Annotated in this window: 24 protein-coding genes and 1 pseudogene; 8 read left to right on the forward strand and 17 right to left on the reverse strand. The window is 68.4% G+C overall.

Translation table 11 applies throughout. The annotated features are described in order from the left end of the window. Both VF542_RS10450 and VF542_RS10455 read left to right on the forward strand, forming a co-directional pair. Positions 1-475: ABC transporter ATP-binding protein (locus VF542_RS10450; RefSeq protein WP_408651645.1), on the forward strand; the 475-nt coding region annotated here is incomplete at its 5' end. Continuing rightward, positions 472-918, forward strand: a complete 447-nt coding sequence (locus VF542_RS10455; RefSeq protein ID WP_408651646.1) for a hypothetical protein — start codon at positions 472-474, stop codon at positions 916-918. The genes VF542_RS10450 and VF542_RS10455, both read left to right, overlap by 4 nt. A 28-nt stretch (positions 919-946) precedes the next feature. On the opposite strand, the gene VF542_RS10460 is transcribed toward VF542_RS10455, so the two are convergent. After that, positions 947-1,816: an alpha/beta fold hydrolase gene (locus VF542_RS10460; protein WP_408651647.1), complete on the reverse strand. Its 870-nt coding sequence runs from the start codon at positions 1,814-1,816 to the stop codon at positions 947-949. A 127-nt stretch (positions 1,817-1,943) separates the two neighbouring features. Here VF542_RS10460 and VF542_RS10465 point away from each other — a divergent pair, with 127 nt between their 5' ends. The 3 genes from VF542_RS10465 to VF542_RS10475 all read left to right on the forward strand — a co-directional run bounded on the left by VF542_RS10465 (position 1,944) and on the right by VF542_RS10475 (position 3,904). Beyond that, positions 1,944-2,480 (forward strand): AAA family ATPase, encoded by a 537-nt coding sequence (locus tag VF542_RS10465; RefSeq protein WP_408651648.1) that lies wholly within the window; start codon positions 1,944-1,946, stop codon positions 2,478-2,480. A 61-nt stretch (positions 2,481-2,541) separates the two neighbouring features. Further along, positions 2,542-3,075 carry an AAA family ATPase gene (locus tag VF542_RS10470; protein WP_408651649.1) on the forward strand — a complete coding sequence of 178 codons (534 nt, stop codon included), beginning with the start codon at positions 2,542-2,544 and terminating at the stop codon, positions 3,073-3,075. A 112-nt stretch (positions 3,076-3,187) separates the two neighbouring features. Then, a complete protein-coding gene (locus VF542_RS10475) occupies positions 3,188-3,904 on the forward strand; it encodes an AAA family ATPase (protein WP_408651650.1) in 717 nt (238 codons plus the stop codon). A gap of 96 nt (positions 3,905-4,000) precedes the next feature. Here the strand turns inward: VF542_RS10475 and VF542_RS10480 are convergent, their stop codons facing one another. Continuing rightward, positions 4,001-4,636, reverse strand: a complete 636-nt coding sequence (locus tag VF542_RS10480) for a hypothetical protein (RefSeq protein WP_408651651.1) — start codon at positions 4,634-4,636, stop codon at positions 4,001-4,003. A 452-nt stretch (positions 4,637-5,088) separates the two neighbouring features. Here VF542_RS10480 and VF542_RS10485 point away from each other — a divergent pair, with 452 nt between their 5' ends. Beyond that, complete coding sequence (locus VF542_RS10485) at positions 5,089-5,481, forward strand: RidA family protein (protein WP_408651652.1); 393 nt, start codon at positions 5,089-5,091, stop codon at positions 5,479-5,481. A gap of 115 nt (positions 5,482-5,596) precedes the next feature. On the opposite strand, the gene VF542_RS10490 is transcribed toward VF542_RS10485, so the two are convergent. The 3 genes and pseudogenes from VF542_RS10490 to VF542_RS10500 form a co-directional block, all read right to left on the reverse strand. After that, positions 5,597-6,694: a spore photoproduct lyase family protein gene (locus VF542_RS10490; protein ID WP_408651653.1), complete on the reverse strand. Its 1,098-nt coding sequence runs from the start codon at positions 6,692-6,694 to the stop codon at positions 5,597-5,599. An 86-nt stretch (positions 6,695-6,780) separates the two neighbouring features. Then, entirely contained in the window at positions 6,781-7,857 is a 1,077-nt protein-coding gene (locus VF542_RS10495; RefSeq protein ID WP_408651654.1) for a threonine aldolase family protein, read from the reverse strand. A 151-nt stretch (positions 7,858-8,008) separates the two neighbouring features. Next, positions 8,009-8,176, reverse strand: a pseudogene (locus VF542_RS10500) (alpha/beta hydrolase); the annotation flags it as partial. A 42-nt stretch (positions 8,177-8,218) separates the two neighbouring features. Between VF542_RS10500 and VF542_RS10505 the strand changes: the two are divergent. After that, complete coding sequence (locus VF542_RS10505) at positions 8,219-9,235, forward strand: NAD(P)-dependent alcohol dehydrogenase (protein ID WP_408651655.1); 1,017 nt, start codon at positions 8,219-8,221, stop codon at positions 9,233-9,235. A 1,457-nt stretch (positions 9,236-10,692) separates the two neighbouring features. On the opposite strand, the gene VF542_RS10510 is transcribed toward VF542_RS10505, so the two are convergent. Then, complete coding sequence (locus VF542_RS10510) at positions 10,693-12,432, reverse strand: hypothetical protein (protein WP_408651656.1); 1,740 nt, start codon at positions 12,430-12,432, stop codon at positions 10,693-10,695. A 570-nt stretch (positions 12,433-13,002) separates the two neighbouring features. On the opposite strand from VF542_RS10510, the gene VF542_RS10515 reads away from it, so the two are divergent. Further along, entirely contained in the window at positions 13,003-13,683 is a 681-nt protein-coding gene (locus tag VF542_RS10515) for a class I SAM-dependent methyltransferase (RefSeq protein WP_408651657.1), read from the forward strand. Positions 13,684-13,775: 92 nt separating this feature from the next. On the opposite strand, the gene serS is transcribed toward VF542_RS10515, so the two are convergent. The 11 genes from serS to VF542_RS10570 form a co-directional block, all read right to left on the reverse strand. Next, the gene (gene serS / locus VF542_RS10520; RefSeq protein WP_408651658.1) at positions 13,776-15,014 is read right to left on the reverse strand and encodes a serine--tRNA ligase; all 1,239 of its coding nucleotides are present in this window, start codon (positions 15,012-15,014) and stop codon (positions 13,776-13,778) included. A gap of 104 nt (positions 15,015-15,118) precedes the next feature. Beyond that, complete coding sequence (locus VF542_RS10525) at positions 15,119-15,955, reverse strand: HAD family hydrolase (protein WP_408651659.1); 837 nt, start codon at positions 15,953-15,955, stop codon at positions 15,119-15,121. Beyond that, on the reverse strand, positions 15,952-18,777 hold the full coding sequence (locus VF542_RS10530) for a phosphoribosyltransferase (RefSeq protein WP_408651660.1): 2,826 nt from the start codon (positions 18,775-18,777) through the stop codon (positions 15,952-15,954). Before VF542_RS10530 ends, VF542_RS10525 begins: the two co-directional genes overlap by 4 nt. Beyond that, complete coding sequence (locus VF542_RS10535) at positions 18,774-19,934, reverse strand: HpcH/HpaI aldolase/citrate lyase family protein (RefSeq protein WP_408651661.1); 1,161 nt, start codon at positions 19,932-19,934, stop codon at positions 18,774-18,776. Before VF542_RS10535 ends, VF542_RS10530 begins: the two co-directional genes overlap by 4 nt. Before the next feature lie 11 nt (positions 19,935-19,945). Continuing rightward, positions 19,946-20,926 carry a hypothetical protein gene (locus VF542_RS10540; RefSeq protein WP_408651662.1) on the reverse strand — a complete coding sequence of 327 codons (981 nt, stop codon included), beginning with the start codon at positions 20,924-20,926 and terminating at the stop codon, positions 19,946-19,948. Continuing rightward, positions 20,923-21,486 (reverse strand): TerD family protein, encoded by a 564-nt coding sequence (locus VF542_RS10545; protein WP_408651663.1) that lies wholly within the window; start codon positions 21,484-21,486, stop codon positions 20,923-20,925. The genes VF542_RS10540 and VF542_RS10545 overlap by 4 nt, the downstream gene beginning before the upstream one ends. Before the next feature lie 67 nt (positions 21,487-21,553). After that, a complete protein-coding gene (locus tag VF542_RS10550) occupies positions 21,554-22,063 on the reverse strand; it encodes a hypothetical protein (RefSeq protein ID WP_408651664.1) in 510 nt (169 codons plus the stop codon). Positions 22,064-22,126: 63 nt separating this feature from the next. Then, positions 22,127-23,347 (reverse strand): toxic anion resistance protein, encoded by a 1,221-nt coding sequence (locus VF542_RS10555; protein WP_408651665.1) that lies wholly within the window; start codon positions 23,345-23,347, stop codon positions 22,127-22,129. A gap of 51 nt (positions 23,348-23,398) precedes the next feature. Next, positions 23,399-24,097, reverse strand: coding sequence for a TerD family protein (locus VF542_RS10560; protein WP_408651666.1), 699 nt, complete (start codon positions 24,095-24,097; stop codon positions 23,399-23,401). Positions 24,098-24,127: 30 nt separating this feature from the next. Next, positions 24,128-25,270, reverse strand: a complete 1,143-nt coding sequence (locus VF542_RS10565; RefSeq protein WP_408651667.1) for a DUF475 domain-containing protein — start codon at positions 25,268-25,270, stop codon at positions 24,128-24,130. A 77-nt stretch (positions 25,271-25,347) separates the two neighbouring features. Next, positions 25,348-25,706: TerD family protein (locus tag VF542_RS10570; RefSeq protein WP_408651668.1), on the reverse strand; the 359-nt coding region annotated here is incomplete at its 5' end.

The following is a 25,706-nucleotide window of genomic DNA, read 5'->3' on the forward strand; positions in this document are numbered from 1 at the left end:
CAGCGGAACGGTAACGAGGACCGGAGCCCAGCTCGCCGGAACGGTGCCGGAGGGCTACGGCCTGGTGCTGCAGGGCTACGGCCTGGTCAGCGTGCTCAGCGCCGCCGAGAACGTCGAGATCGTGTTGCAGGGACAGGGTCTGGACCGCAACGACATCCTCGACCGCGCCGAGGACATGCTGGCGGTCCTCGGCCTGGACGAGGTCGCCGACCACCTGGTCGAGCAGCTGTCCGGCGGCCAGCAGCAACGGGTCGCGATCGCCCGGGCGCTGGTCATCGAACCGGCGGTGCTGCTGGCCGACGAGCTCACCGCCGAGCTCGATCACGCGTCCCGGCAGCGGGTGCTCGATCGAGTTTTTGCCTTGGCCGACAACGGATCCACCGTGGTGATCTGCACCCATGACGCCGAGGTGGCGGCTCGCTGCCACCGCCAGATCGAGCTGACCAACGGCCGGCTCACCAGCAGTCGGCCGTGAAACGGCCTGGACGTCATGCAGGGCGCGCGGCGCTGGCGGCGTTCGGCGTGCTGGCAGTTGCGGCCTGTGGCGACGGCGGCGTCGTGTGCAAACCGTGCGCGGGAAACTATGTCGATCCGAACGGCCTGATCGGCCCTGATGATGAGGTGGCCAGCATCCGCGTCTGCATCGACAGCGTCTGTCGAACGGTGCAGTATCCGGACCTCGACCGCAGGCCAATCCAGTACGCCAACATCTATGCAATTTCCCTTCGGAATCGCGACCGCATCGCGCGCATCGAGATCACCACACTCGACGCCCGTAACAAGGTGCTCCGCCTCGCAAGCGGCACCTCGATCGACCTACCGAACGTAACGAAGGCCCGAAACGGTCCTTGCGCCTGCTCCAGCGTGGGGATCGCCTATGACAACACCGGCGAGCGATTCGTGGTTACCACACGGTAGAACCCGGATGAGCAGGACCGCACCCTCCTCACCCCAGCAACTCGGCTAGCAGCTCCGGCAGCTGGCTGAGGATCGACAGGTGCCCCTCGGTCGCGAACAGGTGCGCCTGCGCGTTCGGGACCTTGGCCGCCAGCCATTGGCCGTGCTCGAACGGCACCATCCGGTCCTGCCGGCCCTGCCAGATGTCGACCGGAACGCTGATCTGGCCGAGGTCGAATCCCCAGTCCTTGACGAAGGCGAGGTCGTCGTCACGCCAGCCGGCGATCCCGCTGGACACCGCTCGGCGCAGCGCCGCAGCCATCTCCTCGGCGAACTCACCGGTCAGCGCCGCCCGGTCCACCGGGGACAGCACGCTGGCCAGCGACTCGGTGACCCCCGCACCGGTCACGGTCGCCAGGTCCGTCGCGAACGCTTCCAGCAGCGGGTCCAGCTCGTCCGGACCGGCCAGGGCGGCGCCGAACTCCTCGATGTTGCCCTCGCCCATGCCGACCCACCAGTCGATGCCGGGCGACGGGTAGGGCGCCACCCCGGCGAGCACCGCGACCGCCTGGCACCGCTCGGGCAGCAACGCGCCGGCTGCCAGGGCGTGCGGGCCGCCGCCGGACCAGCCGAGCGTCACGAACTCCCGCGCGCCGACCGCGTCCAGGACCGTCTCGATATCGGTCACGGCGTCGGCCACGCTGCGCCCCGGATGGGGCGTGGACTGGCCGTAGCCGGGCCGGGAGTAGCTGACGGTGCGCAGGCCGAGCTCCGCGGCGGGCTCCACGATGACCCGGAAGGCCGCGCCCGCATTCGGGGTGCCGGGCTGGAACAGCAGTGTCCGGCCGTCCGGCGGCCCGCTCACCAGATACTCCAGCACCGCGCCGTCTGCCGCCGTCACCGTCTCGAAGTTCGCCACCAGATCATCCTAAGAGAGCTCGCCGCGGCCGGCGGGACACCCGTCGCCTACAGGACGAAGGCCGTTGTCGCGCTCCCGGAAGTCTGCGTGACAAGTGCGGGCGGGAGCCGGTTGGTAGCGTCGTGTCGTGGTTCGATCTTCCTCGCGTGTCGTCGTGGTCACCGGCCTGCCCGGAACCGGGAAGTCGGCGCTCGCCGATCTGCTCGCACAGTCGCTGGACGTACCTGCGTTCGCGGGTGATTGGTTGATGGGAGCATTGAAGCCCGCCGCACGCGCGCTGGTGACCCTCGATAGACAGACCTATCTCGAGCTCTACCGAAGCCTGCTCCGCAGCCTGCTCCATCGCCAACTGATCCTTGGCCAGTCAGCGATCCTCGACTGCGTCGTTCCCGACGCCGTGCTGGCCGACTGGCGGGAATTGGCCGACGAACACGGCGCATCGTTGCTGGTCGTCGAGTGTGTATGCACCGATGAGGTACTGCACCGATCGCGTATCGAGGGGCGGATCAGGGGGATTCCCGGTTGGCGTGAGATCGGCTGGGATCACGTCGAGCGGATGCGCGTCGAGACGCCCGCGCTGCGAACCGATCGGCTGACGCTGGACGCGGTCGACCCGCTGGCATCGAATCTCGACGTCCTGCTGCGCCGGCTTGATGCCTTGTGACGAGCCGCCAGACCGACCAGCCGCCGAACTGGCGCAATCCGCAGCGGACGACGATGGCCTCGTGACCGAACTGATCGTGGTGGCCGGGCCGCCGGGCGCCGGGAAGTCGACCGTCGCGCGCCTGCTGGCCGACGGCTTCGCCCGCAGCGCGCTGGTGGTGGGTGACGACTTCTTCGCCTTCGTCCGGCAGGGTTACATCGACCCCTGGCTGGACGAGGCCGACCAGCAGAACGACGTGGTGATCCGGGCGGCGGCGGCAGCGACCGGCCGGCTGGTCTCCGGCGGCTATCAGGTCGTCTACGACGGGGTGATCGGCCCGTGGTTCTCCGCGACGTTCCTGGCCGCGACGGGGCTGGAGGAGATGCAGTACGCGGTGTTGCTGCCGTCGCTGGACTGCTGCCTGGCCCGGGTCACCGACCGGACCGGCCACGGCTTCACCGACCTCGCGGCGGCCGAGCAGGTGCACCGGCAGTTCGCCGGTGCCGGCATTGCGGAGCGGCACCTGTTCACCGACGACCGCGACGATCCGGCTACCACCGCGGCGCGCGTCCGAGCCCGGATCGGCGAGGGGTCGCTGGTGTACCGGCGCCCCTGACGGGCGGCACGCCCAGGCGGCATCTGACGGCATCTGACGGCATCTGACGGCATCAGCGTTATCCGCTGGTAGAAACGCCACCTGCTGCGAGGGCAGCCGATAGCGTGGCCGGATGGCCATCCTGGCTCGGGTCGAGATCGACGAGGCGCGGCTGCGGGCACCGCATGCCTGGTACTTCGACGTGCCGGCGATCGCGACGCTGCGCACGGCCGGGGTGAGCCTCGATCCCCGGGTGACGGTCATCGTGGGCGAGAACGGGTCGGGCAAGTCCACCTTCGTCGAGGCGGTCGCGACTGCATGGCGCTCGGGGCTGCGTTCGGCCGTCAAGCACTGGGGACCACAGCGTGCCGATGAGGATGCCGACCTGCACTGGGCGCTGTCGTTGCACGGTGAGCGGCCCCGGCCCGATGGCGGGTGCTTCCTGCGGGCCGAGGTGATGCACGGCCTGTTCACCGATGTCGACGCGGCCGGAACCTCGCTCAGGGCGTTCGACGGCGGGCTCAACACCCGCTCGCACGGCGAGGCCTTCCTCGGCTACCTCGAATCCAGGGTCACCGAGCGCGGGTTGTTCCTGCTCGACGAGCCCGAGGCGGCCCTGTCGTTCACGTCCTGCCTGCGGCTGCTGAGCCTGCTGGCCGCGGTGGCCGATGCCGGGTCACAGGTGGTGCTCGCCACCCACTCCACGGTGCTGGCCGCCTTGCCCGGCGCCGCCATCCTGGAGTTCGGCGATCACGGCATCCGGGTGGCGAGCTGGGAGGACCTGGAACTGGTGAACCACTGGCGTGCGTTCCTGTCCCGGCCCGAGAGCTACCTGCGCTACCTGTTCTAGTCGCCCTGTCGACCCGCTTTTGACCTTTCTCGCGCGCCGGGTGGTCTGGTCTGCGGTCTGGTCCAGGTCGAACACCAGGCATGCTCAGCGGGCCGTTCATGGCCTCCGCGAACCGGTGCCAGTACGACGGAGCCGCTCGCGGGCCTCATCCTCCGACAGTGAGGTGATGGGCTGCCCGACCGCGTGCTGATACTTGGCGTCGTAGGCCCTGGTCCAGACGCCAGCCGCCCAGGACCGTCGGAGCTCGCCGGCGCTGAACTCCCGGCCACGCGCATGGCAATACGCGCCGAGGAAGCGCTCCGTGTCCTCGACGGAGGCCAGCTCGTCCGCGCTGCGGGCCGAATACAGCGCGGCAGCAAAGCCGACCAGGACGGCTTCGCTGTCAGCGGTCACGCTGTCCCAGTCATGCACCACCAGCAGCGCGTCTCCGCTCCAGCGCAGGTTGCCGGCAAGCCAGTCGCAGTGGCCGATCACGGCTTCGGACTCGCCGGCTCGCAGCAGGTCCCGGGCACGGCGCCCGGCATCGTCGATCCATTCCGCGCCGGCCACCTCGTTGAGGTTGACATCATGGTCCTCCGCGCCCGGCCACAGTCCGTCCCCGCCGTGGTTCCAGGCCGCCCACGACGGTGCCGGATGCAGCGTGGACACCTCGGCCGGCCGGGGGGCTAGCCGGATCAGCCACGCGAACGCCTCAGCGAAGGCCCGGGCCGCGTGCTCCGCGCTCGGAAGCATGGCACCACCGGGGACGTAGGACTCCGCGGTGGCAACGTCGCAACCCAAAGCAGCGGCGCCGGTGAGCGGCCTGGGGCACGGAAAGCCGGCCTGGAACATGCGGCGCTGGACTTCGACGCATGCCGCTATCCGCGGCGAGTCCGGACGAACCTTGACCACTACCTCACGGCCGTCAACCAGCCGGAGCCCTATGACGACAGACAGGTACCCAGCTCTGAAAATCTCTGCCGCTGGCGTGCTGCCCAGCTGCTCCATGCACCACCGAGCAAGGCGGCCGGGATCGACGGCGCGTGCGCGAGGTGGCATCTGAGCATCCTCACATGCGCTGGTGGTCCACGGCTGCTTCAGCCGCCAGCTGCTCCAGCCGGCCGCTGCGAGCCGCTGTCGGTCACCTTGACCGCCACCGTGTTGCCGCGCCGGCCGGCGTGGTCGATGCTGCGATACTGCGGCCCATGAGCGAGCGTCAGTTGGTGTCATCGGGTGCCGTGTGGGAGCCACTGATCGGCTATTCGCGTGCCGTTCGGGTCGGTTCCTGGGTGTCGGTCGCCGGCACGACCGCCGCCCGGCCCGGCGGCGGGGCAGTCGGCGGCGACGACATCGCCGAGCAGACCCGGGAGGCGATCCGCCGGATCGAGGCCGCGCTGCACGAGGCCGGTGCCAGCCTGGAGCACGTGGTGCGGACCCGGATGTTCGTCACCGACATCAGCCGCTGGGAGGAGGTCGGCCGCGCGCACGGTGAGTTCTTCGCCGACATCCGGCCGGCCGCGTCGATGCTGGGGATCACGGCGCTGATCGAGCCGGACCTGCTGGTCGAGATCGAGGCCGACGCCGTCATCCCCGACTAGCCGAACCACCTGCCGCCGGCAGCAGGCTCATCACTTCGGACGCGCAGCGGTCAGAAGGGCACAGCCGTCAGAAGGCACAGCCGTCAGAAGGCACAGCGATCAAAAGGCACAGCGATCAAAAGGCATAGCGGATGCCCAGCCAGGGTGTCTCCGCGGCGATCAGCTCCCGCAGCTGCCGCACCGCCTCCGCCTTGGGGTTGTTGCGGTAGCGGACGTTCCAGCCGCCGCTCTCTGATCGCTTTGCCTGCTGCAGCTCCGGGCGCCACAGCACGTCCTCGGCCTTGGGATGCCAGCCCAGGTTCACCTCGTGCAGGTCGCGGTTATGGGTCAGCAGGATCACCTCGGCGGCTGCCTGGGCCTTGAACTCGGCACAAGTGCCGTCGCTGACCTGGCGCAGCAGCTCGGCCCAGTCCGCCAGCCACCCGTCGCGCAGCACCACCGGTGAGAAGTTCAGGTGCACCTCGTAACCGGCGGCGACGAAGTCGTCGATGGCGGCGATCCGGTCGGCGATCGGGCTGGTGCGGATGTCCAGCAACCGGGAATCGGCTTCGGGCATCAGGGAGAACCGGATCCGGGTGCGTCCCTGCGGGTCGAGGCCGAGCAGGTCTCGATTGACGTACTTGGTGGCGAAGGATGCCTTCGCGCCCGGCTGGCCCCGGAAGGCGGTGATCAGGTCGGCGACGTTGTCACTGACCAGCGCGTCGACCGAGCAGTCACCGTTCTCGCCGATGTCGTACACCCAGGCCAGCGGGTCGCACTGGTTCGGTTCGGCCTTGGGTCCCTGCCGGGCGATGTGCCGGGTCAGGTACCCGATGATCTTGTCGATGTTGGTGAACACCGTGATCGGATTGGCGTATCCCTTGCGGCGCGGCACGTAGCAGTAGGCGCACGCCATGGCGCAGCCGTTGGCCAGCGACGGGGCGATCCAGTCCGCCGACCGGCCGTTCGGGCGGGCCGACAGCGACTTCTTGACGCCCATCACCAGGTCCTCGGTCTTGACCCGGACCCATCGGTCGACGTTGCCGGCGTTGCCGTGCAGCTCCTCGATCTTCCAGTGCGAGTCGACCTCGATGAGTTCGGCGGCCGGGAACCGGTCGAGGACCTGACGACCCCGCGGGCTGGCCACCGCCTCGGGCTCGGCCCAGATCCGCCGCACCTGCAGCAGCTGCCCCGCCTTGTTCGGAGCAGCGGTGTCCAGAGCTTCAGCGGTCATGCCTCGTTCCTACCGGCCGGCACCGACAGCGCAGCGGGGACCAGCCAGGCCGAACGCCCTTTATCTACCGAGCGATCCGGGTTTGCTCAGCGGGCCAGCGCTGCCAGGGTGTCGGCAATCACAGCCGGCGTCAGCCGGCAGGTGGCCCGCCCGACGCTCAGCTCGCAGCGCACCACGCTCGGGTCACCGGTCGGGGACGGCTCGGCCCAGGTCCAGATGCCGGACTCCTCGGCGAGCCGGCGGGCGTTGTCGGTGAACCGGTCGGCGGACACCTGGAACAGCAGGTGCATCATCGGCGTCTGCGGCGGATCGGGCACCACCCGCACCCCGTCGGTAGCCGCCAGCCCGGCGGCGATCGCGCGGGCGTGCCGCAGCCGGGCCGGCATCTCGGCCAGCCGCTCGGGCAGCAGCGCCAGCGCGGACGCGGCGTTGGGCCACATGCCGAACAGGGTGCCGCCCAGCCGCCGGCGCCACTCGCGGACCTGCGCGATGTCGGTGGCCGAGCCTGCCACGCAGCAGCCCGGCAGCGCCCCGATCCCCTTGTAGAACGAGACATACACCGTGTCGAACAGCGCCGAGATCTCGGCCGGCGAGCGGTCATAACCGGCTGAGGCCTCCCACAGCCGGGCCCCGTCCAGGTGCACGGCGGCGCCCCGGTCACGCGCCCAACCGGCCTGGGCGGCCAGCTCGTCCCAGCTCGGCTGCTGCCCGCCGAGGTCTCGCTGCGGCAGTTCCAGCAGCAGGGCCGCGACCGGTTCGGCCACCTCGTCCAGGTCGGCCAGCGTGATCAGCCGGTCCAGCTCACCGACCGGACGGCCGATCAGAGCGTGCAGCCGGGCATGGGCCTGAGCCTCGTGGTTCTCCAGGTGGCAGGCCGGGTGCCAGAGCACGGTGCGGCTGGTTCGCCGGTCGGCATGCACCCGCAGCATCGCGCCCTGGGCCATCGTGCCGCTGGGCAGGAACACCGCGGCCGGCTTGCCGAGCAGATCGGCGACGTGCTGCTCCAGGTCGGTGACGACACCGCCGTCGCCGTACACGTCGGGCTCCACGTCCGCGCCGATGGTGGCCAGCCAGTCGGCCGGCTGCACCAGCCCGTCACCGTTGACGAACTCCGAACAGGCGGCACGCCTTGCTCTGGTCTCGGCTCTGGTCTCCTTGTCCATCCCGCCAGTCTCCCCGATGGCGCCCAGGGATTTAGCGCTGGCTCAGGAACCGGGCCAGTTCGGCGGCCAGCTGCTCGGATGCCTGCTCGGCCATCTGGTGGCCACTGTCGATCACCACGCCCCGGACGTGGCCCGCCCAGGCGTGCCAGATGCCCGCGGCGACCAGCAGCGGCGCCACCCGGTACCAGGTGGTGTGGGTGCGCGGGTGTCCGTGCAGCAGCACGACCGGGAACCCACCGTCCGGATCGCCGCCGCTGCGGCCGTGCAGGCTCACCCCGTCGGCCACCGGCAGATCCCACTCGTCGAACCCGTCGAACATGGCCTACATCATCGCCGAGGAGAAGCTGGTTGAATCGAAGGCATGGCCAGCAACCGCGCCGCCGTCCTGCATGGCATCCACGACCTGCGCATCGAGGACGTGCCGGCTCCACAGCCGGACCCTGATCAGGTGCTCGTCGAGATCTCCGCGGTGGGCATCTGCGGCTCCGACGTGCACTACTACGAGCACGGCCGGATCGGCGAGTACGTCGTCGAGGCGCCGATGATCCTCGGCCACGAGAGTGGCGGCACCGTGGTCGCCGTCGGCTCTGCGGTCACCCACCTGTCCCTCGGCCAGCGGGTGGCGCTGGAGCCCGGCGTGCCGTGCCGGCGCTGCGAGCAGTGCCGGGCCGGCCGGTACAACCTCTGCCCGGACGTCCGGTTCTTCGCCACCCCGCCGATCGACGGCTCGCTGGCCGAGCAGGTGGTGATCGACGCGGACTTCGCCTTCGCCGTGCCCGATTCGCTGACCGATGCCGGCGCCGCCCTGATCGAGCCGCTGTCGGTGGGCATCTGGGCGTGCCGCAAGGCCGGGGTGACCGCCGGCTCGCGGGTGCTGGTCACCGGGGCCGGCCCGATCGGGGTGCTCGCCGGGCTGGTGGCACGCGCCTCGGGCGCCGCGCACGTCGCGGTCACCGACATCAACACTGCCCGGCTGGAGCAGGCCCTGGAGCTCGGCATCGACGAGGCGATACCTGCCGGCTCGGACCTCGCCGACGTCGGCGCCGACGTGCTGCTGGAGTGCACCGGCATCGAACCGGTCGCGGGCGCCGGCATCCTCGCGCTGCGGCCGGCCGGCACGGCGGTGCTGGTGGGGATGGGGGCGAACGCCACGATGACGTTGCCGGTACAGGCAATCCAGAACCGCGAGCTGACCGTGACCGGGACGTTCCGGTACGCCAACACCTATCCGGCCGCGATCGCGCTGGCCGCCTCCGGGCGGATCCCGCTGGACACCCTGGTCGGCGCCCGGGTGCCACTGGACCGGGCCGAGGACGCGCTGCGGATGGGCCGGACCGACCCGGCGGTGCTCAAGACGGTGGTCGAGGTCCGCGGCTGAGGTGGCGGGTGCCCAGACCGCGCCGCGCTTCGACGTTGCCCGGCTCCATGGTCGCCAGCCACGTGAGGATGCGCTCGGCCGCCTAAAGATGCTCGCTCGCGGCCGGCTCATCAGCCTCGGCCGCCGTTACCGCGAGATGCCATGCCTGGCAGCAAGGTCCAGCTGCCCTCGACATCGTGTGGATCAGCCGGAGCCAGCCGCTGGAAGGCATCCAGCGCCGCTCGGTGGTGCTCGGCCGCCGCCTCGTCACCCGGTTCGCCTGCGCGATCCCGAGCCTTCGTGGTGGAACTGAATCCCGAGCGCCTTGGTCACCGGCACAGCTTTCCAGAGCCAGCACGCCGAGAGGACCCTGAGAGAGCCCTCGGCACGGCAGCGAGGATGGCGCTGGCGAGCCGGACGGCTATCCGGTCAGCGCGCACCGCAAACAACCCGACTCTATGAAACCCGGCGCGTCGAGCGATCTCGGCCGAACCGTCGGCCCGGCATGCAATCGCTAGCACGCCTAACTTAGCTCACCAAATCGCCGCATGACAGTCTTAGGTAGTGAAGTACGTGTCGCTGCTACGCGGCGGATCGCCCGACGATAACTGCTACCGCCCCACAGCCACTAATGACGGCTAGCCCTGTGAAGCAAACGATGCGCGCAGGGGTCACTACTGCCTTGAATTCCCATTTTCCTAGACCCGTGTGCCGCTGCATATTGAAATAGCTTGAACGCGACATGCCTACATTAAGCAGCACGAATATAACAATGGATATTAGTGCAGTTCCGACCAACCAACCAAGCCACTTGCCATCCATCTCTGGCCTGGCGATAAGGACCAGCGGGGTCACGGCCGCAACAAGGACCGCCTGACTACTCTTCCAGACCCACGATGGCGGTTCTTTATCCTGGAGCGGCTCGAATAAGTCGGCGTAACTTCTACAGAATAGGACTGCCGATATGATGAAGGGAACGAGCGGTATCACCACGCTCATGAACGACCCCTAACATCCTAGACGATACGCGCAAGCGCGGATGCCTTCATGAGCAGCACACATCCAAGCGCTCGACGTTTGCCGTACCGGTCAAGGTGACTTTTGGAGGGAACGCGATCTTGACCCCAGGCGCGGGCGCCAAGAACACCTCGGTCACGACTTGGCCATCTCCTGTCGTTTCCAGTGTAGCGAGCACTGGATACTCAGCGATCTCCCCCGGATTGTAATTGCTAGGACGAGCTATAAGCTCGAAGTCGGCATAGTCTTCCTGAAGATGAAGTTTCGCCGGACCATGCACTCGAGCATCTCTCTTCAGGGGAATCGAGTGGGGCGAATAATTGCTGTAGCAAAACCGCTGCTCGTACTTGGACGCCTCCAATCCGCGATGATAATAGTGAGCAATTTCACACGGGCTTCCAGCGTTACCGCCCCATCGCCCAATGCGCCTATCATGTCGCTTATTCAAAATATAGGCTGCCTCAGACCTGCGCTGAAGAAAAGTCAACATTATCTTCGCCCATCTCTTCGAAATCAGCCCGGCAAAATGCTAGCGCGGAATTTAACCATGCTTGAAATATGAATCGCGCGGACGTATTAGTATACAACTCTGCAATCAATCTCCAATCGGGTGAATCAGTTAATATCCCAACGAGAGGGGTTACACCGGATTGGGACAGGATGTCCGCGTAAAGGTCAAAGGGCTTGGAGTTAAAACGTACCCAGCTCGGCATAACCCCGCAAGCATCTATCAACTCGTCCACTGTAACTGGGAATTTTGTTGCGAATTCAAGGATATCGTCCTGCACACCTGCTTGCATAATCACGTCATGGTCGCCGGAAACCGCGAAGCTTCTTGCAAATGCATCCGAAAGCGTAGCGAGCAGCCGATCACTTCTAACAGCCGTGGGCCAGCGTAGAACAAAGTGAGATTCGTGTCGCTCGACGTACAAATATTCCGCACCCGCGGCATCTACGAATGAAAGGAGCACAAAATGCTTGAAGCGTTTGACAGCGACCTTGATCGCACTAGACCACATTTCGTCGAAGGTAGTTGCACCTCTCCGACCAGCCTCTAGACTCCGCGAGATCCCGAGGATAAGGTCAAATACCCTGCGCGGGGAATCGGCGGAAGGTGATGCGCCACGGTGAGAGCCCATGTTTACAGCCTTCATCCGAAGGCTATCGTACAAGCGCTGCGTTTCGGTGATAAGTGGGTCCTCAACGAACCGCAAGATATCCCCTAGTTCTTCCAGTAATTTTCCACCGAGACCCTCATTTGCTACACGAGATCGCCATTCGTCCTCGCTAGCGTCGACGACTTCCTCAAGGTAGCCTCGGCATTCTCGCAAATCGAACCGACATCGCTCCGCAGCTAAAGCAAGCCAGTTAGTTCGGGTGATTGCGTCGCGTGGATCTCCGTAAACTGAGGAAGCTACACGAGAGTATATCGCCGTTAGCGGTGTTCTGCTTATTCCTATTCGATGTGCTCGTGCCGAATCAAAGACGTCTCCTGCAAAGCGCCCATCGTCTAGAATCAGATCGGCATCTGTTAGCAGAAATGGGTAGTATGGATAATCCGATAGACGTAAAGCTACTACCTGGCCTAAATTAATCGCATCGGCAAGGTTGTTATCCGTAAGAGTTGGCCGAGTAGCATTCAAATAACGCTGTGCGATGTCAAAGGTTTGCTGGTCGTAGTCGACTCTCAACTCGGCGACTTCCTCGACTCTGCGTACGTTTGGACGACGTAGCAGGTCATGTAGTCGCTCAAGCGCGCGGCTCTCTCTAGGCGCCCTGCGCAGGAACGCATCAGCATTCTGCCGTCTGGAATTCGATAGGGCACTCAGGTACTCAGTTAGCGATGTGGACGCCCTGAAATCCGACGACGTAGTATCGATACCGGTTCGCCGCCTTAAATTGGACCGGATCTCAAGGTGCGTGCCGAGGCCGATTAATATGGGAATATCTCCGTGGCCAAACAGATAATCGAGCTCCAACACCCTGTCAATATCAATGCCGCTCTCGTCGTAAATGTAACGCCACACAAGCTGAAAGTCCACAAGGTAAGCGGGCGTCTTATGGTAACGCAGCTCGCGTCGCGCATCGTGATGGCTTGATTCAATGAGCCCCTGGTGTAGGTCTACCGCCCTGAGTAATACGTTTACCTGACGTGTCGACAGCGTGTCCCAGGGAGCACCTCGTCGAAAGGTTGTCGTCATTGCTAACCGCCTCCCCCCGTGCCCTCCGATCACTCTCTTGAAGCAGTTTGACATGGGTACCACCGATGGGCTAGCGGCAACGCCTGTCCATCGGCAAAGTCCTGAGATGGACGCAGCAAGCAAGTGGCATCGGGCTTCTAGGACAGATTGCCCAGAGTGGTGACAATGGCCTAATTTGCCACGCTGATAAGCAAAAATCTACTAGAGCCCAAGCTCTCTCGGGAAGTCTCGCGAGCACGTGTCGGACGCGCGGTCTGGTGTGACTCTGCGGGCGCCGGCTAGCACTGCGATTCAAACGTAAGCCGGAGCCTTCATTGTGACGATGTCCCGCATGACTTAAAAGCAGAACCAGGTTTGGTTCGCCATCATGGCCTGGCCGCCGAGATTACGGCCTCGTAGTGGTTGGTGCTCGGCGCCGCCTCGTCACCGGTCCGCACTGCGCGATCCGAGCCTTCTGGTGGAACCGTGAATCCCGAGCGCCTTTGGTCACCGGCACAGCTTTCCAGAGCCAGGCACGACTGGCTGGATGGATGAGTTCACGATCAGCGGTGTTCGGTTACCGTCACGCCCATGGACGAGGAGAGCGAGCCGGTCACCCGGTGGGCGCGACTGGCCGGGCGAGCATCCGGAGCTGACTACGCCGCCCGGTTCGCGCGGCTGGCGGCCACCGGCCAGGACGTGCACGGCGAGGCCACTTTCTGCGCCGCCCAGCTGCCGGCCCCGGCGCTGGTGCTCGACGCCGGCTGCGGCACCGGCCGGGTGGCGATCAGGCTCGCCGAGCTGGGCTACCGCACCGTCGGGGTCGACGTGGACTCCTCGATGCTGGCCGAGGCCCGCGGGGCCAGGCCCGACCTGCCCTGGTTGACCGCCGACCTCGCCGCGCTACCGGGCTTCAGCGAGTTGGCCCGACTGGCCGGTCTCGACGCACCGACCACCGGCTCCCCGGCGCCCGGCGCCGGCTTCGACCTGGTGGTCGCGGCCGGCAACGTCATCCCGCTGCTCGCCGCTGGCACCCTGACCGCCACCGTCCAGCGGCTGGCCGCGGTGCTGGCACCCGGCGGCCTGCTGGTCGCCGGCTTCGGCCTGGACGCCGCGCACCTGCCGGCCGGCTGCCCGGTGACACCGGCCGCGGATTACCAGGCGGCCTGCGCCGAGGCCGGCCTGGCAGCGGTGGCGCGGCACGGCAGCTGGGACGGCGCCGAGGAGTCCAGCGGCTACCTGGTCAGCGTGCACCGCGCGCCACAGCAGTGAAGCGCGCCGGACGATCCGAGCTAGGCCGACTGCCGAAGCGGGCCGGACGCCCGAGTTAGCCGGACGACCCAAGCCGGCACACCGGGCAGCAGTCAGCCGACCGGGCGCAGCACCTCACGCCCGCCCAGGTAGGGCCGCAGCGCCTCCGGCACGGTGACCGAGCCGTCCTCGAGTTGGTTGTTCTCCAGCAGCGCGGCGATGTGCCGGTCACAGAAGCCGGTGGCCGAGATCGTGTACGGGTGCACCATCTTGCCGTCGATCCGGGTCCGGATGCCGGCCCGCCGGGTCTGGTAGTCGGTCAGGTTGGTGTTCGAGGTCAGCTCGCGGTACGTGCCGGTTGCCGGGAACCACGCCTCGACGTCGTACTTGAAGAAACCGGGCGCGGCCACGTCGCCGGAGCTGCAGATGATCGTCTGGCTGGGCACGTTCAGCGCGTCGATGAAGGCGACCTCGTTGTCGAGCATCTGCAGGTGCAGCGCCTCGACCTCCTCGGGCGCGCAGAACAGGAACTGCTCCAGCTTGTAGAACTGGTGCACCCGCATCATGCCCCGGACGTCGCGGCCGTGGCTGCCGGCCTCGGTGCGGAAGCACATCGAATCGCCCAGGTACTTCACCGGCAGCTCGGGCATCACCTCGTCGGCGTGCATGGCCAGCAGCGCCTGCTCCGACGTGCCGGTCAGCGACAGCTCGGAGTCGGCGATGCCGAAGTTGTCCGACTGCGCGAACGGCAGGTATCCCGAGGCGTAGAAGGAGAATCGCTTGGCCAGCACGGGTGGCGACACCAGCTCGAAGCCCTGGCCCTCGACCATGTCGAGGTAGAGCTGGAACATCGCCAGCCGCAGCCGGACACCATCGCCTTTCAGCACATAGAACCGCGAGCCGGACAGCTTCGCGGCCCGCTCGGTGTCCAGGATGCCGAGGCCCTGGGCGATCTCGTCGTGCGGGCGGTAGGCCCGGTCACCGGCCGGCGGGTTCGCCGCGCGGATCACGGTGTTGTCCGACTCGTCACCGGCCGGCACCCGGTCATCGAGATAGTTGGGCAACCAGGACGCCTTGGTGTTCAGCTCCTCGCGAGCCTGCCGCAGCCGGGTCTCCAGCTCGGTCTGCTGATCACGCAGCTCCCGGGCCTCGGCACGCAGCGCCTCGTCCCTGGCCGCGCGCTTGGTCAGCTCCTTGCTCTGCACCCGCAGCTGCTCGTACTCCTGGGTCAGCTGGGTCACTTCCTGCTGGGCCTTGAGCACGCCGTCGACGTCCACCGACTCGGCTCCCCGCTTGACCAGCGAGCGGCGGTACTCCTCCGGGTCGGCGGCCAGCTTCTTCAGGTCGATCATCGCGGCGGTCTCTCCTGGCGATCGTGGGACGGTGTAGATCGTGGGACGGTGTAGATCGTGGGACGGTGCAGCTGGTGGGGCGGTGTAGCAGTGGAACGGTGCAGTCAGCTTATCGCCGTGTCCGGCGGCACCGCCCAGCGGCCGAATTCGCCGACCCGGGCGGCGAACCACTCCACGATCTCCTGGCCGGCCAGCACCCCGGCCGCCTTGGTGCGCTCCACCTGGGGAGCCGACCAGCCGATGGCGAACAGCTCGCCGTGCGCCGGGTGGATGCCCCGGTCGGCGTAGCACAGCAGGTCCTGGTCCAGCAGCGAATCCCCCGCCGCGAGCACCAGCTCGGCACCGACCCGGTCGGCCACCTCGCTGACCGCCGCGGTCTTGGTCAGCCCGCGCGGCATCCAGTAGAGCTTGCGGCCCTGGGCCGAGACCGTCCAGCCGCGCTCGGCGGCCCACTCCGCGGCCTCGGCGACGAAACCGTCCGGAGCACCGGCCTCATCCAGTACGGCGTAGCAGAACAGGCCGCCGGCCTCGCGGACCTGCACCGTCCAGGCAGGATGGCAATGTTGTCTGACGTATGATGCAATATCAGACAGTCTTGTGGACCCGGCGACCGTGGCGACGACCCGGCCGTGCCAGCCAGGGTCTGCCACGCCGTCCACCAGCAGCACGCCGCCATTGGCCGCGACCGCGAACCGGCTGGGCGGGCCCGGCAGCCTGATCCTGGACAGCTGGTCGGGCAGCCTGGTGGTCACCGGTACCAGCACCGCCCGGTTGGCCAGCGCGGCGGTCAACCGGGCCGCCGCCGCGGTCATGAAACTGACCTGCTCGCCGGCTCGCCGCTCGACACAGGTCAGCGGCGGCAGGACGTCGCGGGTGAGCGCCAGCGCGGCCCGGGAGTACACCAGGGTCCGGTCCAGGTCGGTCGCGATCAGGACGGTCATGGGCGTGCACCGGTTGCCGCGCCGACGCCGGCCCGCCCGGCTGCGACACCGGTGGGGCTGGCCCGGCTGAACCGGGGATGGATCAGGCCCACGCAGCTGAAGGCCAATCCGTCGACGCGCTCGACCGGGACCCCGCGCTGGCGCGCCAGCAGGAGGACGTGGTGCAACCGGCCGGCGTCCTCGGCGCGGATCAGGATCTTCCACGGCACCCGGCGCAACAGCACCCGGGTGGTCTCGCCGACGCCCGGCTTGACGAGATTCTCGTCATGGATCCCGTACTCCTCACTGAGCCGGCGCACGCTCTGCCAGCCGGCCCAGGTCGGCCGCCGGTCGGAATCCCGCAGCACCGGCCAGTCCCGCGTCACCATCGCGGCCACCGCCGGAAATTCCTCGGCAATCGCGTCGATGAAGTCCAGTGACACGTCGGCATCGGCGAGCTCGGCGTAGAACTTGGCGCCGTGATACTGGCCGGGCCCGATCAGGTCGGCGTTGAGCACCGTGCGCGACACCAGCCCGGACACCGTGGAGTTCAGGCAGGCAGAGGGGATCAGGTAATCCTCCCGGGTGCCGAAGATCGGCGCGCAACTGCCCGGATCGGCGAGCACCGCCAGCTCCGCTGAGAAGCCGCCGCCGGCCGGCCACCAGGCGCGGTTCACACCGGCAACCGCGTCCGCCAGCTCACGGGTGATCGCGCCCTTCCCGGTCCAGCCGTCGATGAACATCACGTCGGCCGGATCGTGACGGCGGGCCAGGTAGGCCAGCGCCAGCTCGTCGATTCCCCTGCCCCGGACGATAGAAACGCTGTAGTGCGGCAGCTCCAGGCCGTGCGCATAGCGTGCCCAGCGACGCATCAGGACGCCCACCGGCGTGCCGGCCCTGGCCAGCGAGGCGAGCACCACCCCTGGCCCGCGCCGGTCCAGCACCAGCTCGGTGACGACCCCGACGGCGTGCGCCAGCCGCTGCGCCGACTCGGCCAGGGCGTCGGCGAACAGCTGCCGGTACTCCGGGCTCGGCTGGTACTCCTGCGGCAGCGACTCGGCATAGTGCGCGCCGCCGGACTGGATCGCCTCCTCGCGCTCCTCGGTCGGGGCTTCCAGCGCAACCCCGGACAGGTCGGTGAGCAACCAGGCCACGTCGGCTGCGGCGTAACTGCCGAAGCCGGGGCCGGTCAGCGGGGCGGGCAGCTGCCAGCCGGCCTGGGGGCCAGGCGCGACGCTGATGTGTCCACTCCCGGCAGGGAAAACCGGCTGGTGCGCGGGAAGCTGGACTAGCTGCAGGTGATCGGTCACCGAGGCCAGTTGCCCGACCAGGCCGGTCGTGTCGTAGTGACCGCTCAGGTCGGTGTCGGTGACCAGGACGATGTCGCTGAACCGCTCCCCCGGCGCGGAGCCTGCGACGTTGTAGGCATAGCGCGGTCCCGGGCCGTCGGCGGGATCGTCCGTGCTGGGAAAGCTCAACCGGTTGCGGATCGCGTAACCCGGATCGTCAACCGCGACGACCGGCGAGCGGGTGGTGCTGGAGTAGCGGACCGTGGCCCAGCCCTCGAGCTCGGTGGCCAGGTCGGCGGCGATCCGCAGCGGCGCGTACATCAACTCCTCGCAGCCCAGCACCAGGACCCGCTTTGCGGCAGCTGGGCTTGGGGCAGCGGGGCTAGCGGTAGCGCGATCAGCCGCGGCTTGACCAGGTGAGCCGTGCCCGGGCATCCGGTGATGGTGACGCAATCGGTCGGCCAGCCGCCGGGCCAGCTGCGCACTCGCCCGCTCGAAGCCGGCCTGCCGGCCTGCCGCGAAGCCGTGCCGGCCGCTGTCGGCGAGTTCAGCCGGGGCGGTCAGCACCGGGCTCAGCCGAGCCCGGCCCCCCGAGTAGGGCGGTGTCACCGGCTGCCGGGCCGCCAGCAGCTGCCCGGTGGCCAGCGCGGCCTCGGGAACCCGCAGCCGCCCGGACGCCAATGCCACCACGTCGATCTCGGCACCCAACTGCTCGGCGGTGCGGCGCAGCCGGGCCTGGTCCGCGGCCGAGCGAAGATCGACCAGGGCGGCGATCAGGTAACGCCGCCGCGGCCAGTGCCGGTGCAGCGCCTGGATGGTGTTGAGCACCGTCTGACCGGTCGACAGCTCGTCGTCGACCAGCACCAGCGGTCCCGATCCCGCCAGCAGTCCCGGATCGGCCGGCAGCAGCAGGTGCCGGGTGGCGTGGCTGTGCTCCTCGTCGAAGGCCGCCACCGGCTGGTAGCCGGCAACCCGGCGCCGGGTGGACTGCAGGTAGTCGGCCGCCAGTGACTCGGCGACGCAGTGGCCCAGCGCGGTCGCGGTTTCGGCGTACCCGAGCACCAGCGCGCCGGCGACCGGCCGGCTGGTAGCGCGGTGCCGGTCGCACAGGTCGATCAGGCGCCGGGCGTCCCCGGCTTGCTCGGCGGAGCTGAGAGCCGACCGCAGCAGGCTGCCACCGGCGGCGGCGATGTCACCGGCGGCGATGTCACCGGCGGCGATGTCACTGTGCCGGCCGGCCAGGTCAGCGGCGGCGATGTCGGCCGGCCGGCCGGCCAGCCGGTCGGTGACCAGCGCGCCCAGCAGCCGGCCGGCGCCGTAGACCAGCCGTGGATCGGCCGGCAGGTGCTTGCCCAGCACCGTCGACACCAGCAGATGCGCCCGGCGCGGGTTGTGGCGCAACGCCATGCCCACCAGGTCCGGCACCGTCAGCGGGCTACCGGTCTCCTGCGATTCGGACTCGAAGCTGATGCCGAGAGCGCCGGTGACCCACTGACCCGGCCATGGCACGGTGCCGCCCCGGCCGGCCGCCGGGGCGGTTCGGGCGGCAGTCATTGATGCAGCCCGGCGCCGAGCAGGTCGACGAAGGAGATGTCAGGGTTGGCGACACCGAACACCGCGGCGCGCAGCACGGTGCGCCGGGCCCACGCCGAGTGCGGCTTGGACTCGTTCATCTTGTTGCCGTACGCCGAGGAGGACACCCCGCCGCCGGATCGGGTGCCCAGCACGTCGCGGGCGTCGCAGTATTCCTCGTGGGTCACGACCGACAGCGCGTGCACCGCCGCCACGTGGCTGGGATGGATGACGGTCTTGCCGGTCAGGCCGTTCGCCTTGTCCAGGGCCACCTCGCGGATCAGGCCGTCGAGGTCGCGGGCGATCAGCTCGGCCCGCAGTGCCCGCTCGGAGTGCTCGATGAACGGTGCCTCGCGGAGCTGCGGCTTGAACATCCGCTCCGTTCCGGAGAAGTACTCCCAGACCGCTCCGGTGACGGCGAACCCGGTCTCGTCGGCGCGGGCGAAGATGTTGACCACATCGGCGATGACGTCGGCCACCACCCGGACGTCATAGATCGTCAGGTCCCGGGAGCGGCGCAGGCCGAAGGACGAGCTGAGGTCGGTGGCCCCGATCCGGACGGCCACCACGTGCTCGCGGTACTTGTCCAACAGCTGGCGGACCTGCAGCAGCACCTCGGTCCGGGACTCGGCGAAGATCACCGTCGGCGCCTCCAGCACCGGCATCGCCAGCAGCCGGTGGCCGGTCGTGACGCTGGCCTCGCGGATGGCGTCCAGGAACGGCGCGCCGTTCTCGTCGGTGAACTTCGGCAGCACGAACCCGGCCAGGATGGAGGCCTGCTCGCCGAGGCCGGCCACGATCATCGGGATCTGGCTCGCCGAGCGGACCCGGATGAACACCAGCGGGCGCTGCGCCCCGGACTCGGCGTAGGCCCGCAACTGCGCGATGACGTTCCGCTCGGCGGCGGCCACTGCCTCGTCCGGGATGGAGTCCTCCAGGCAGATCACCGTGCTCAGCACGCCCTGGCTGACCCGCTTGGCGAGGTCGGCGACCAGCGCCGGCCGGGTCGCCGGGCTGTAGAGGGTGGCTCCCAACGCCATCCCGAGCACGCTCAGGTCGTCGGTGGCGCTGAACGGCTGCGGCGGCCGGAAGAACAGCCGCCGCCCGTCGGCCTCGGACAGGAAATCGAAATGGCGCATGTCAGCCCTCCTCAGGCCACCGGGGTGCGGTCGTCCAGCCAGCTGATCCGGTCGAAGCCATAGGCCTGGATCGCGTTGCGGATCGATCCCGCGAAGTTCTCCATCTCGGCCCGCACCACGAACTCGCCGCGGACGTTGTAGATCGACAGCAGCACCGCCACCCCACCGGACGGCGGCCGGTCCAGCGGAAGCTCCACCCGGGCGCCGCCGGCCGTGCTGAGCACCAGCGTGCCGCCCCAGTTGAGCTGCCTACCCGACTCGGAGAAGCCGTAGACGACCAGCCGGTCCAGCTGCCTGCTCTGCCGCAGGTCCACCAGCAGCCGCTCGTACTGCTCGGCCCGGGCCACGATCACCGGGCGCCGGGAGTTGCGTGGAGCGGTGGCCACGCCACTGACCCGCGACACCAGGGAGCTGTGGCCGTCGGCGAGTTCGTAGCCGGCGCCGATCCGCAGGTCCCCGACCGCCGCGGAGCAGGCAGCCTCGATGGTCAGGACGCCGATGCCGCTCTGCAGGCGATTGAGGGTGACCGTGGGGGCCTTGGGGGTCAGCAGCGTCCGCTCACCGGACCGGGCCCGGGGCAGCGGGCGGGCCACCCGCCGCGACGGCGTAGCGGGGGGAGCCGGGGCGGCCTGAGCTCCCGGGACCTGGGCCGCCGGGGTGACCGGCCGCGACAGGTCCAGGCTGGCCGAACCGCCGGCCGCAGGCGCAGCCGGCCGAGCGGCGGGAGCCCGGCCCGGCACGGGCGAGGACAGGTCCAAACTCGACGAGCTACCAGCGGGAGCCGCGGCGGCGGCAGCCCGGCCCGGCCCGGGCGAGGACAGGTCCAGGCTCGACGAGCCGCCAGCCGCAGCCGGCCGCTCGGTGGACAGGTCCGCCCTGGACGAACTCGCGACGGGAGCCGCTGCCGGCGGCCGGAACCGGGCGCGATGCCGCAGGAACGGCAGGTCGGCGCGCGCCGGTGCCCGGTCCGGGGCGTGGACGTCGACGTTCACAACGTGATCCCGTAGTCCTTGGCCAGGCCCGCGATGCCGGTGGAGTACCCCTCGCCGATCACCTTGAACTTCCAGTCGCCCTGATGGCGGTACACCTCGCCCAGCGTCATCGCGGTCTCCCCGTCGAGTGCGCTGGCCAGGTTCTCGGATCTGACCAGCTCGGCGTTGTCGGCGAGGTTGAGCACCCGCAGGACGCACTCGCGCAGCCGGCCGAGACTGCGCCGCAGGCCCATGCCCTCGTTGAGGTACATCACCACGACGATCCGCCGGACCTCCGGCGGCACCGCGTCCAGCTGGATCTCGATCTGCTCGGCATCCGGGCCCATCGCCTTCTCCAGCTGGCTGACCGTCATCGACGGTTCGGTGAGCTGGTTGAAGAACACGAAGTGCTCGTCGGAGAGGGCCTTGCTGTGCTCGTCGCACAGGATGGTGGCGACCACCAGGTTGTCGGTCAACGCCGTTTCGGCCCCGGCGTCCCAGCGCACGCCGAGCACCAGGCCGGTAAGGCTGGGTATCTCGCGAGTCAGGGCGACGTTCGAACCGCGCTTCATGGTCGCCATTACCGGGCCGCCTTCACAGCTCTGCCCTCATCGATGCGCCTCATCGATCTGCCCTCATGGATCTGCCTCATAAGTCGAGGTCCGATCCGGAGAACTTGGTGCGCAAGAAGCTGCCCTGGCTCAGCAGCGCGTCGGCATCCTGCGCCTGGGCAGCGATGAGCACGCTGGTCGCGGCGTCCAGCAGCGCCTCCAGCTGTTCCTGCAGGGACTGGATCGGGGTCCGGCCGGACGGCCGGGGCACCGTGAGCTGGGCCTCGTCGAGGGCCAGGAAGCTGCGCAGCGTGGTGGGCAGGTAATCCTGCAGGATGCCCTTGACCGAGATCACCGCATAGATGTCGAGCGGGCGGATCTCGGAGGTGTCGATGACCTCACGCAGCACGTCGGTCACCCGGCGCGCGGTGACCACCGACTCGCCCGGCAGCCGGCCGGAGTTCTGGTTGACGAACCGGTTGAGCTGGGCCAGGTTGCCGCGCAGGGTCGCCGGGTCGTCACCGTCGGCCTCCGGTTCCGGCAGCGTCGGCTCCGGCGCCGGAGCCGGTGCGGCCGGCGGCGGCAGCAGCTTCCGGAACCAGGTCATGGTCATCCATTTCGTCGTCGCAGGGAGGGCTACCTCACTGGCCTCATTCTCCCTCGGCGGCGCTCAGCCGCTCAGCTCACCCCGGCGGGTGCGCTCGAGGTAGGGCTTGGCCCGCTCGATCTGGCCCTGCAGCGCGTCCACCGTCGCCGCCATCGAGTCGGTGGCCTGGGCGCGGAAGGTGTCCAGAGCGTCCATGGTGGCGAAGACGTTGTCGAAGGCGGCCTGCAGCTTGGCGACCTCGATCGTCGACGAAGCGGCCTGCTGGTTGATCTGACCGCCCTGGATCCGCAACTGCTCGGAGGTGCGCTCGATCAGGTCCGAGGTGGTCGCGTTCAACGCGGTGATCTGCTCCAGCACCAGCTTCTGCCGGGACAACGCCTGCGAGACGATGATCGCGGTCCGCAGCGCCGCGATGGTGGTGGTCTGGGCCCGGTCGACGCCCTTGATGAGCTCGATGTTGTTCTTGCGCACCAGGTCCAGGGCCATGTAACCCTGCACCGCCACGGCCATCTGGGTCATGAGGTCCTGGCGCCGCTGCCGGATCGGGAACAGCGCGTCGGCCTTCAAGGCGTCGGCCTGCTTGGTCTGGCCGGCGGCCTGCAGCTGGGCGATCTTCTCCTCGACGGCGGCGTCGAGGGCGCCGGCAAGCTCGTTGTACTCGCTGAGCTTGCCCATCGTGGCCCACATGTTGGCCTTCTCGGTGTCGATGCTGGCGTTGTCCTTGCGCAGCTCGTCCTGGCCTGACTGCAGCGACTTGATGATCGCGTTGAGCTGTGTCTGCGCCGACTCGTACTTGGCGAAGTACCGCTGCACCTTGTCCCCGCCGGGCAGGAACTTCAGCACCTTCTTGACCCCGGCCAGGTCGGCCCGGTTCGGGTCGAGCTCGGTGACGGTCTGGCGGAGCTCAACCAGGGTGCTGGCCACCCGCGACTGGGCATCGGCGCCGCCCCCGCCCTTGCCCGCGTTCAACGCCGCCGCCGGACGGTCCAGCATCCGGTTGGAGACGCTGGCCGCGGCGCGCATGTCCTGCTCGCCCATCGAGGTGATCGCGTTGACCTTCTCGGTGAACGCCGGTGAGTTGGCATCGATGCTGGCCAGTTCCTGGGCGAAGGTCTGGGCCCGGGCGCGCAGTTCCACCTGCCGGGCGGTGTCCACCGGCACCGCTCCGACGGCCTGCTCCTTCTCCACCACGACCACCGGGGGCGGGGGTGCCAGCACCAGCGCGTTACCGGCCGGCGGGGTAGCCGCCGGGGTAGCACTCGAACCGAGGTCGAGGTCAGACATCCTGGAACTCCTTCTGGTTGGCGGGCTGCGGGCCGACTGTTGGCCGAAAGGCTACTTGCGACCCGGCGCCCAGTTCATGCCCCAGCCGTAGGCGCGGTCCAGCGCGCTCTGGCTGCCCTCGATGTAGTTGACCTCGCGGCGGACCGAAAGCTCGCCGTTGCGGCTCTCCAGCAGCGCGATGCCGCAGATCCTGGCACCGTCGCGGGTCTCGTCCAGCCGGACCTCGACCTGCGGGCCGTTGGCCGGGAACAGCGTCACCACGCCGTCGGCGGCGGCCCAGTTGGCGGCCCCCTGGTAGATCAGGGCGAACACCAGCACCCGCTTGATCTGGTTGGCGTAGCCGAGGTTGATCAACAGGTTCTCGCCGTCGGACTTGGTGCCCGAACGGTCATCGCCGTCCAGCCGGATGACCGGCTCCGACACGCCCTTGGGACTGGCGGCGAAGGCATTGCCCAGCGCCTGGACCACGCCCTTGGTGCCGTCGGTGAACTCGTACAGGCACCCGAGATCGAGGTCGAGGGTGGGCGCGGAGCGCTTGAACAACCCGCCACCGCCACCGGCCGGGCGAGCGTTCCAGTTCAGGTTGACGCGCAGCACGCCGGTCGAGGAGCCCTGCTTGGTCAGCGACACCGTCGGGGCTGACTTGGTCAGGGTGACCTTGGACAGCGACACCGGAGCGCCGCCGGCGGGCTGCGCCGCGGCGGCCGGCGTGGCCGGGGTCGCCGGGCGCTTGGTGTAGTCGATTCCCATGTCAGTCTGCTTTCTCTTCGCTGGGCGATCTCAGACCGCGGCCGGGGCCGGGTCGAGATCGGAGGGGGTGCCGGTACCGGACGGGGTGTCGCCGATGCGCCGGTTGCGGCGGATGGAGGACACCAGGGCGGCGGCGATGAAGCCGACCCCGATCAGGCCGGTGACGACCTCCGGAATCTCGTACTTGATGGTGAGCAGCAGCAGCACCGCCAGCGAACCGATCGCCCACAGCGCTCCGTGCTCCAGGTACACGTACTCGGCGAGGGTGCCCTTGCGGACCAGGTACACCGTCAGCGACCGGATGTACATGGCCCCGACGCCGAGGCCGATGGCGATGATGATCGGGTCCGAGGTGATGGCGAAGGCGCCGATCACACCATCGAAGCTGAACGAGGCGTCCAGGACCTCGAGGTAGAGGAACGACACGAAGGCAGCCTTGCCGACCTTCAGGACGAGTTCGCCGGTGGCCCTGGGCGGGGCTGCCACCGCCGACTGGCCCGAGCCGGATTCGTCATCGTCATCGGCGACCTCATGCTCTTCGAGCAGGCCACCGAGCCCGTTGACCAGGATGTAGGTGACCATGCCGAAGACGCCGGACATCAGCACGCTGACCACCTTGTCCTCGCGCGCCAACTGGGTCGCGGCGATGACCAGCAGGACGCTGGCGACCACCACCGACAGCTGGTCGAGCTTGCCGATCCGTGCCAGCGGCCGCTCCAGCCAGGACAACCAGGTGATGTCGCGCTCCTCGAGGATGAAGTCCAGGAACAGCATCAGCAGGAACATCCCGCCGAAGGCCGCGATCGCCGGGTGTGCCTCGTGCAGCAGGTTGGCGTAGCTGCCAGGCTCGTGCACGCTGCCCTTCTCCAGCGCCAGCGAGACGGCCGCCGTCGGTGACAGGTGGGCGGTGATCCCGACGATGATCAGCGGGAACGCGAGCCGCATGCCGAAGACGGCGATGAGCACGCCGACGGTCAGGAACAGCTTCTGCCAGAACTCGCTCATCCCGCCCAGCACCGTCGCGTTGACCACGGCGTTGTCGAAGGAGACCGAGATCTCCAGGACGGTCAGGATGGCAGCGACCGCCAGCCCGGTGGTGCCGCCGTACAGGAAGGCCAGGAACAGCCCTACCGCGGTGACCCCGAACGAGCCGCCGAACGTTCTTAACAACATGAAAAATTCGCTATCTGTAGGTAACCGGGCCCTGATGCCGCGGTTGAAAGGGTGGCCTTGTCAGGTGATCAGCCGGATCAGCCGACATTGACGCCGTAGTCTCGCGCGATACCGGCCAGCCCGGAGGAGTAACCCTGGCCGACCGCCCGGAATTTCCAGTCACCGGCATGGCGGTAGAGCTCGCCGAAGATCATCGCCGTCTCGGTCGAGGCGTCTTCCGACAGGTCGAAGCGTGCTATCTCGGTGCCGCCGGCATCGTTGACGACGCGGATGAAGGCGTTGCTGACCATTCCGAAATTCTGGCGGCGGCTGTCGGCGTCGTGAATGGTGACGGCGAAGCTGATCTTGGTCGCGTCGGTCGGCAGCTTGGTGAGGTGGACGACGACCACTTCGTCATCGCCTTCGCCCTCGCCGGTGGTGTTGTCGCCCTGGTGGA

Source organism: Jatrophihabitans sp. (genome assembly GCF_036389215.1).
Lineage (GTDB): Bacteria > Actinomycetota > Actinomycetes > Mycobacteriales > Jatrophihabitantaceae > Jatrophihabitans_A.

What these genes read in the sequence shown, in the direction of transcription:
- VF542_RS10510 (WP_408651656.1), bottom strand. Translation starts at nt 12,432, where the DNA reads ATGACGACAACCTTTCGACGAGGTGCTCCCTGGGACACGCTGTCGACA.
- VF542_RS10485 (WP_408651652.1), top strand. Translation starts at nt 5,089, where the DNA reads ATGAGCGAGCGTCAGTTGGTGTCATCGGGTGCCGTGTGGGAGCCACTG.
- serS (WP_408651658.1), bottom strand. Translation starts at nt 15,014, where the DNA reads ATGATCGACCTGAAGAAGCTGGCCGCCGACCCGGAGGAGTACCGCCGC.
- VF542_RS10495 (WP_408651654.1), bottom strand. Translation starts at nt 7,857, where the DNA reads ATGGACAAGGAGACCAGAGCCGAGACCAGAGCAAGGCGTGCCGCCTGT.
- VF542_RS10550 (WP_408651664.1), bottom strand. Translation starts at nt 22,063, where the DNA reads ATGACCTGGTTCCGGAAGCTGCTGCCGCCGCCGGCCGCACCGGCTCCG.
- VF542_RS10535 (WP_408651661.1), bottom strand. Translation starts at nt 19,934, where the DNA reads ATGCGCCATTTCGATTTCCTGTCCGAGGCCGACGGGCGGCGGCTGTTC.
- VF542_RS10505 (WP_408651655.1), top strand. Translation starts at nt 8,219, where the DNA reads ATGGCCAGCAACCGCGCCGCCGTCCTGCATGGCATCCACGACCTGCGC.
- VF542_RS10480 (WP_408651651.1), bottom strand. Translation starts at nt 4,636, where the DNA reads ATGCTTCCGAGCGCGGAGCACGCGGCCCGGGCCTTCGCTGAGGCGTTC.
- VF542_RS10555 (WP_408651665.1), bottom strand. Translation starts at nt 23,347, where the DNA reads ATGTCTGACCTCGACCTCGGTTCGAGTGCTACCCCGGCGGCTACCCCG.
- VF542_RS10525 (WP_408651659.1), bottom strand. Translation starts at nt 15,955, where the DNA reads ATGACCGTCCTGATCGCGACCGACCTGGACCGGACCCTGGTGTACTCC.
- VF542_RS10475 (WP_408651650.1), top strand. Translation starts at nt 3,188, where the DNA reads ATGGCCATCCTGGCTCGGGTCGAGATCGACGAGGCGCGGCTGCGGGCA.
- VF542_RS10560 (WP_408651666.1), bottom strand. Translation starts at nt 24,097, where the DNA reads ATGGGAATCGACTACACCAAGCGCCCGGCGACCCCGGCCACGCCGGCC.
- VF542_RS10515 (WP_408651657.1), top strand. Translation starts at nt 13,003, where the DNA reads ATGGACGAGGAGAGCGAGCCGGTCACCCGGTGGGCGCGACTGGCCGGG.
- VF542_RS10545 (WP_408651663.1), bottom strand. Translation starts at nt 21,486, where the DNA reads ATGGCGACCATGAAGCGCGGTTCGAACGTCGCCCTGACTCGCGAGATA.
- VF542_RS10530 (WP_408651660.1), bottom strand. Translation starts at nt 18,777, where the DNA reads ATGACTGCCGCCCGAACCGCCCCGGCGGCCGGCCGGGGCGGCACCGTG.
- VF542_RS10490 (WP_408651653.1), bottom strand. Translation starts at nt 6,694, where the DNA reads ATGACCGCTGAAGCTCTGGACACCGCTGCTCCGAACAAGGCGGGGCAG.
- VF542_RS10565 (WP_408651667.1), bottom strand. Translation starts at nt 25,270, where the DNA reads ATGTTGTTAAGAACGTTCGGCGGCTCGTTCGGGGTCACCGCGGTAGGG.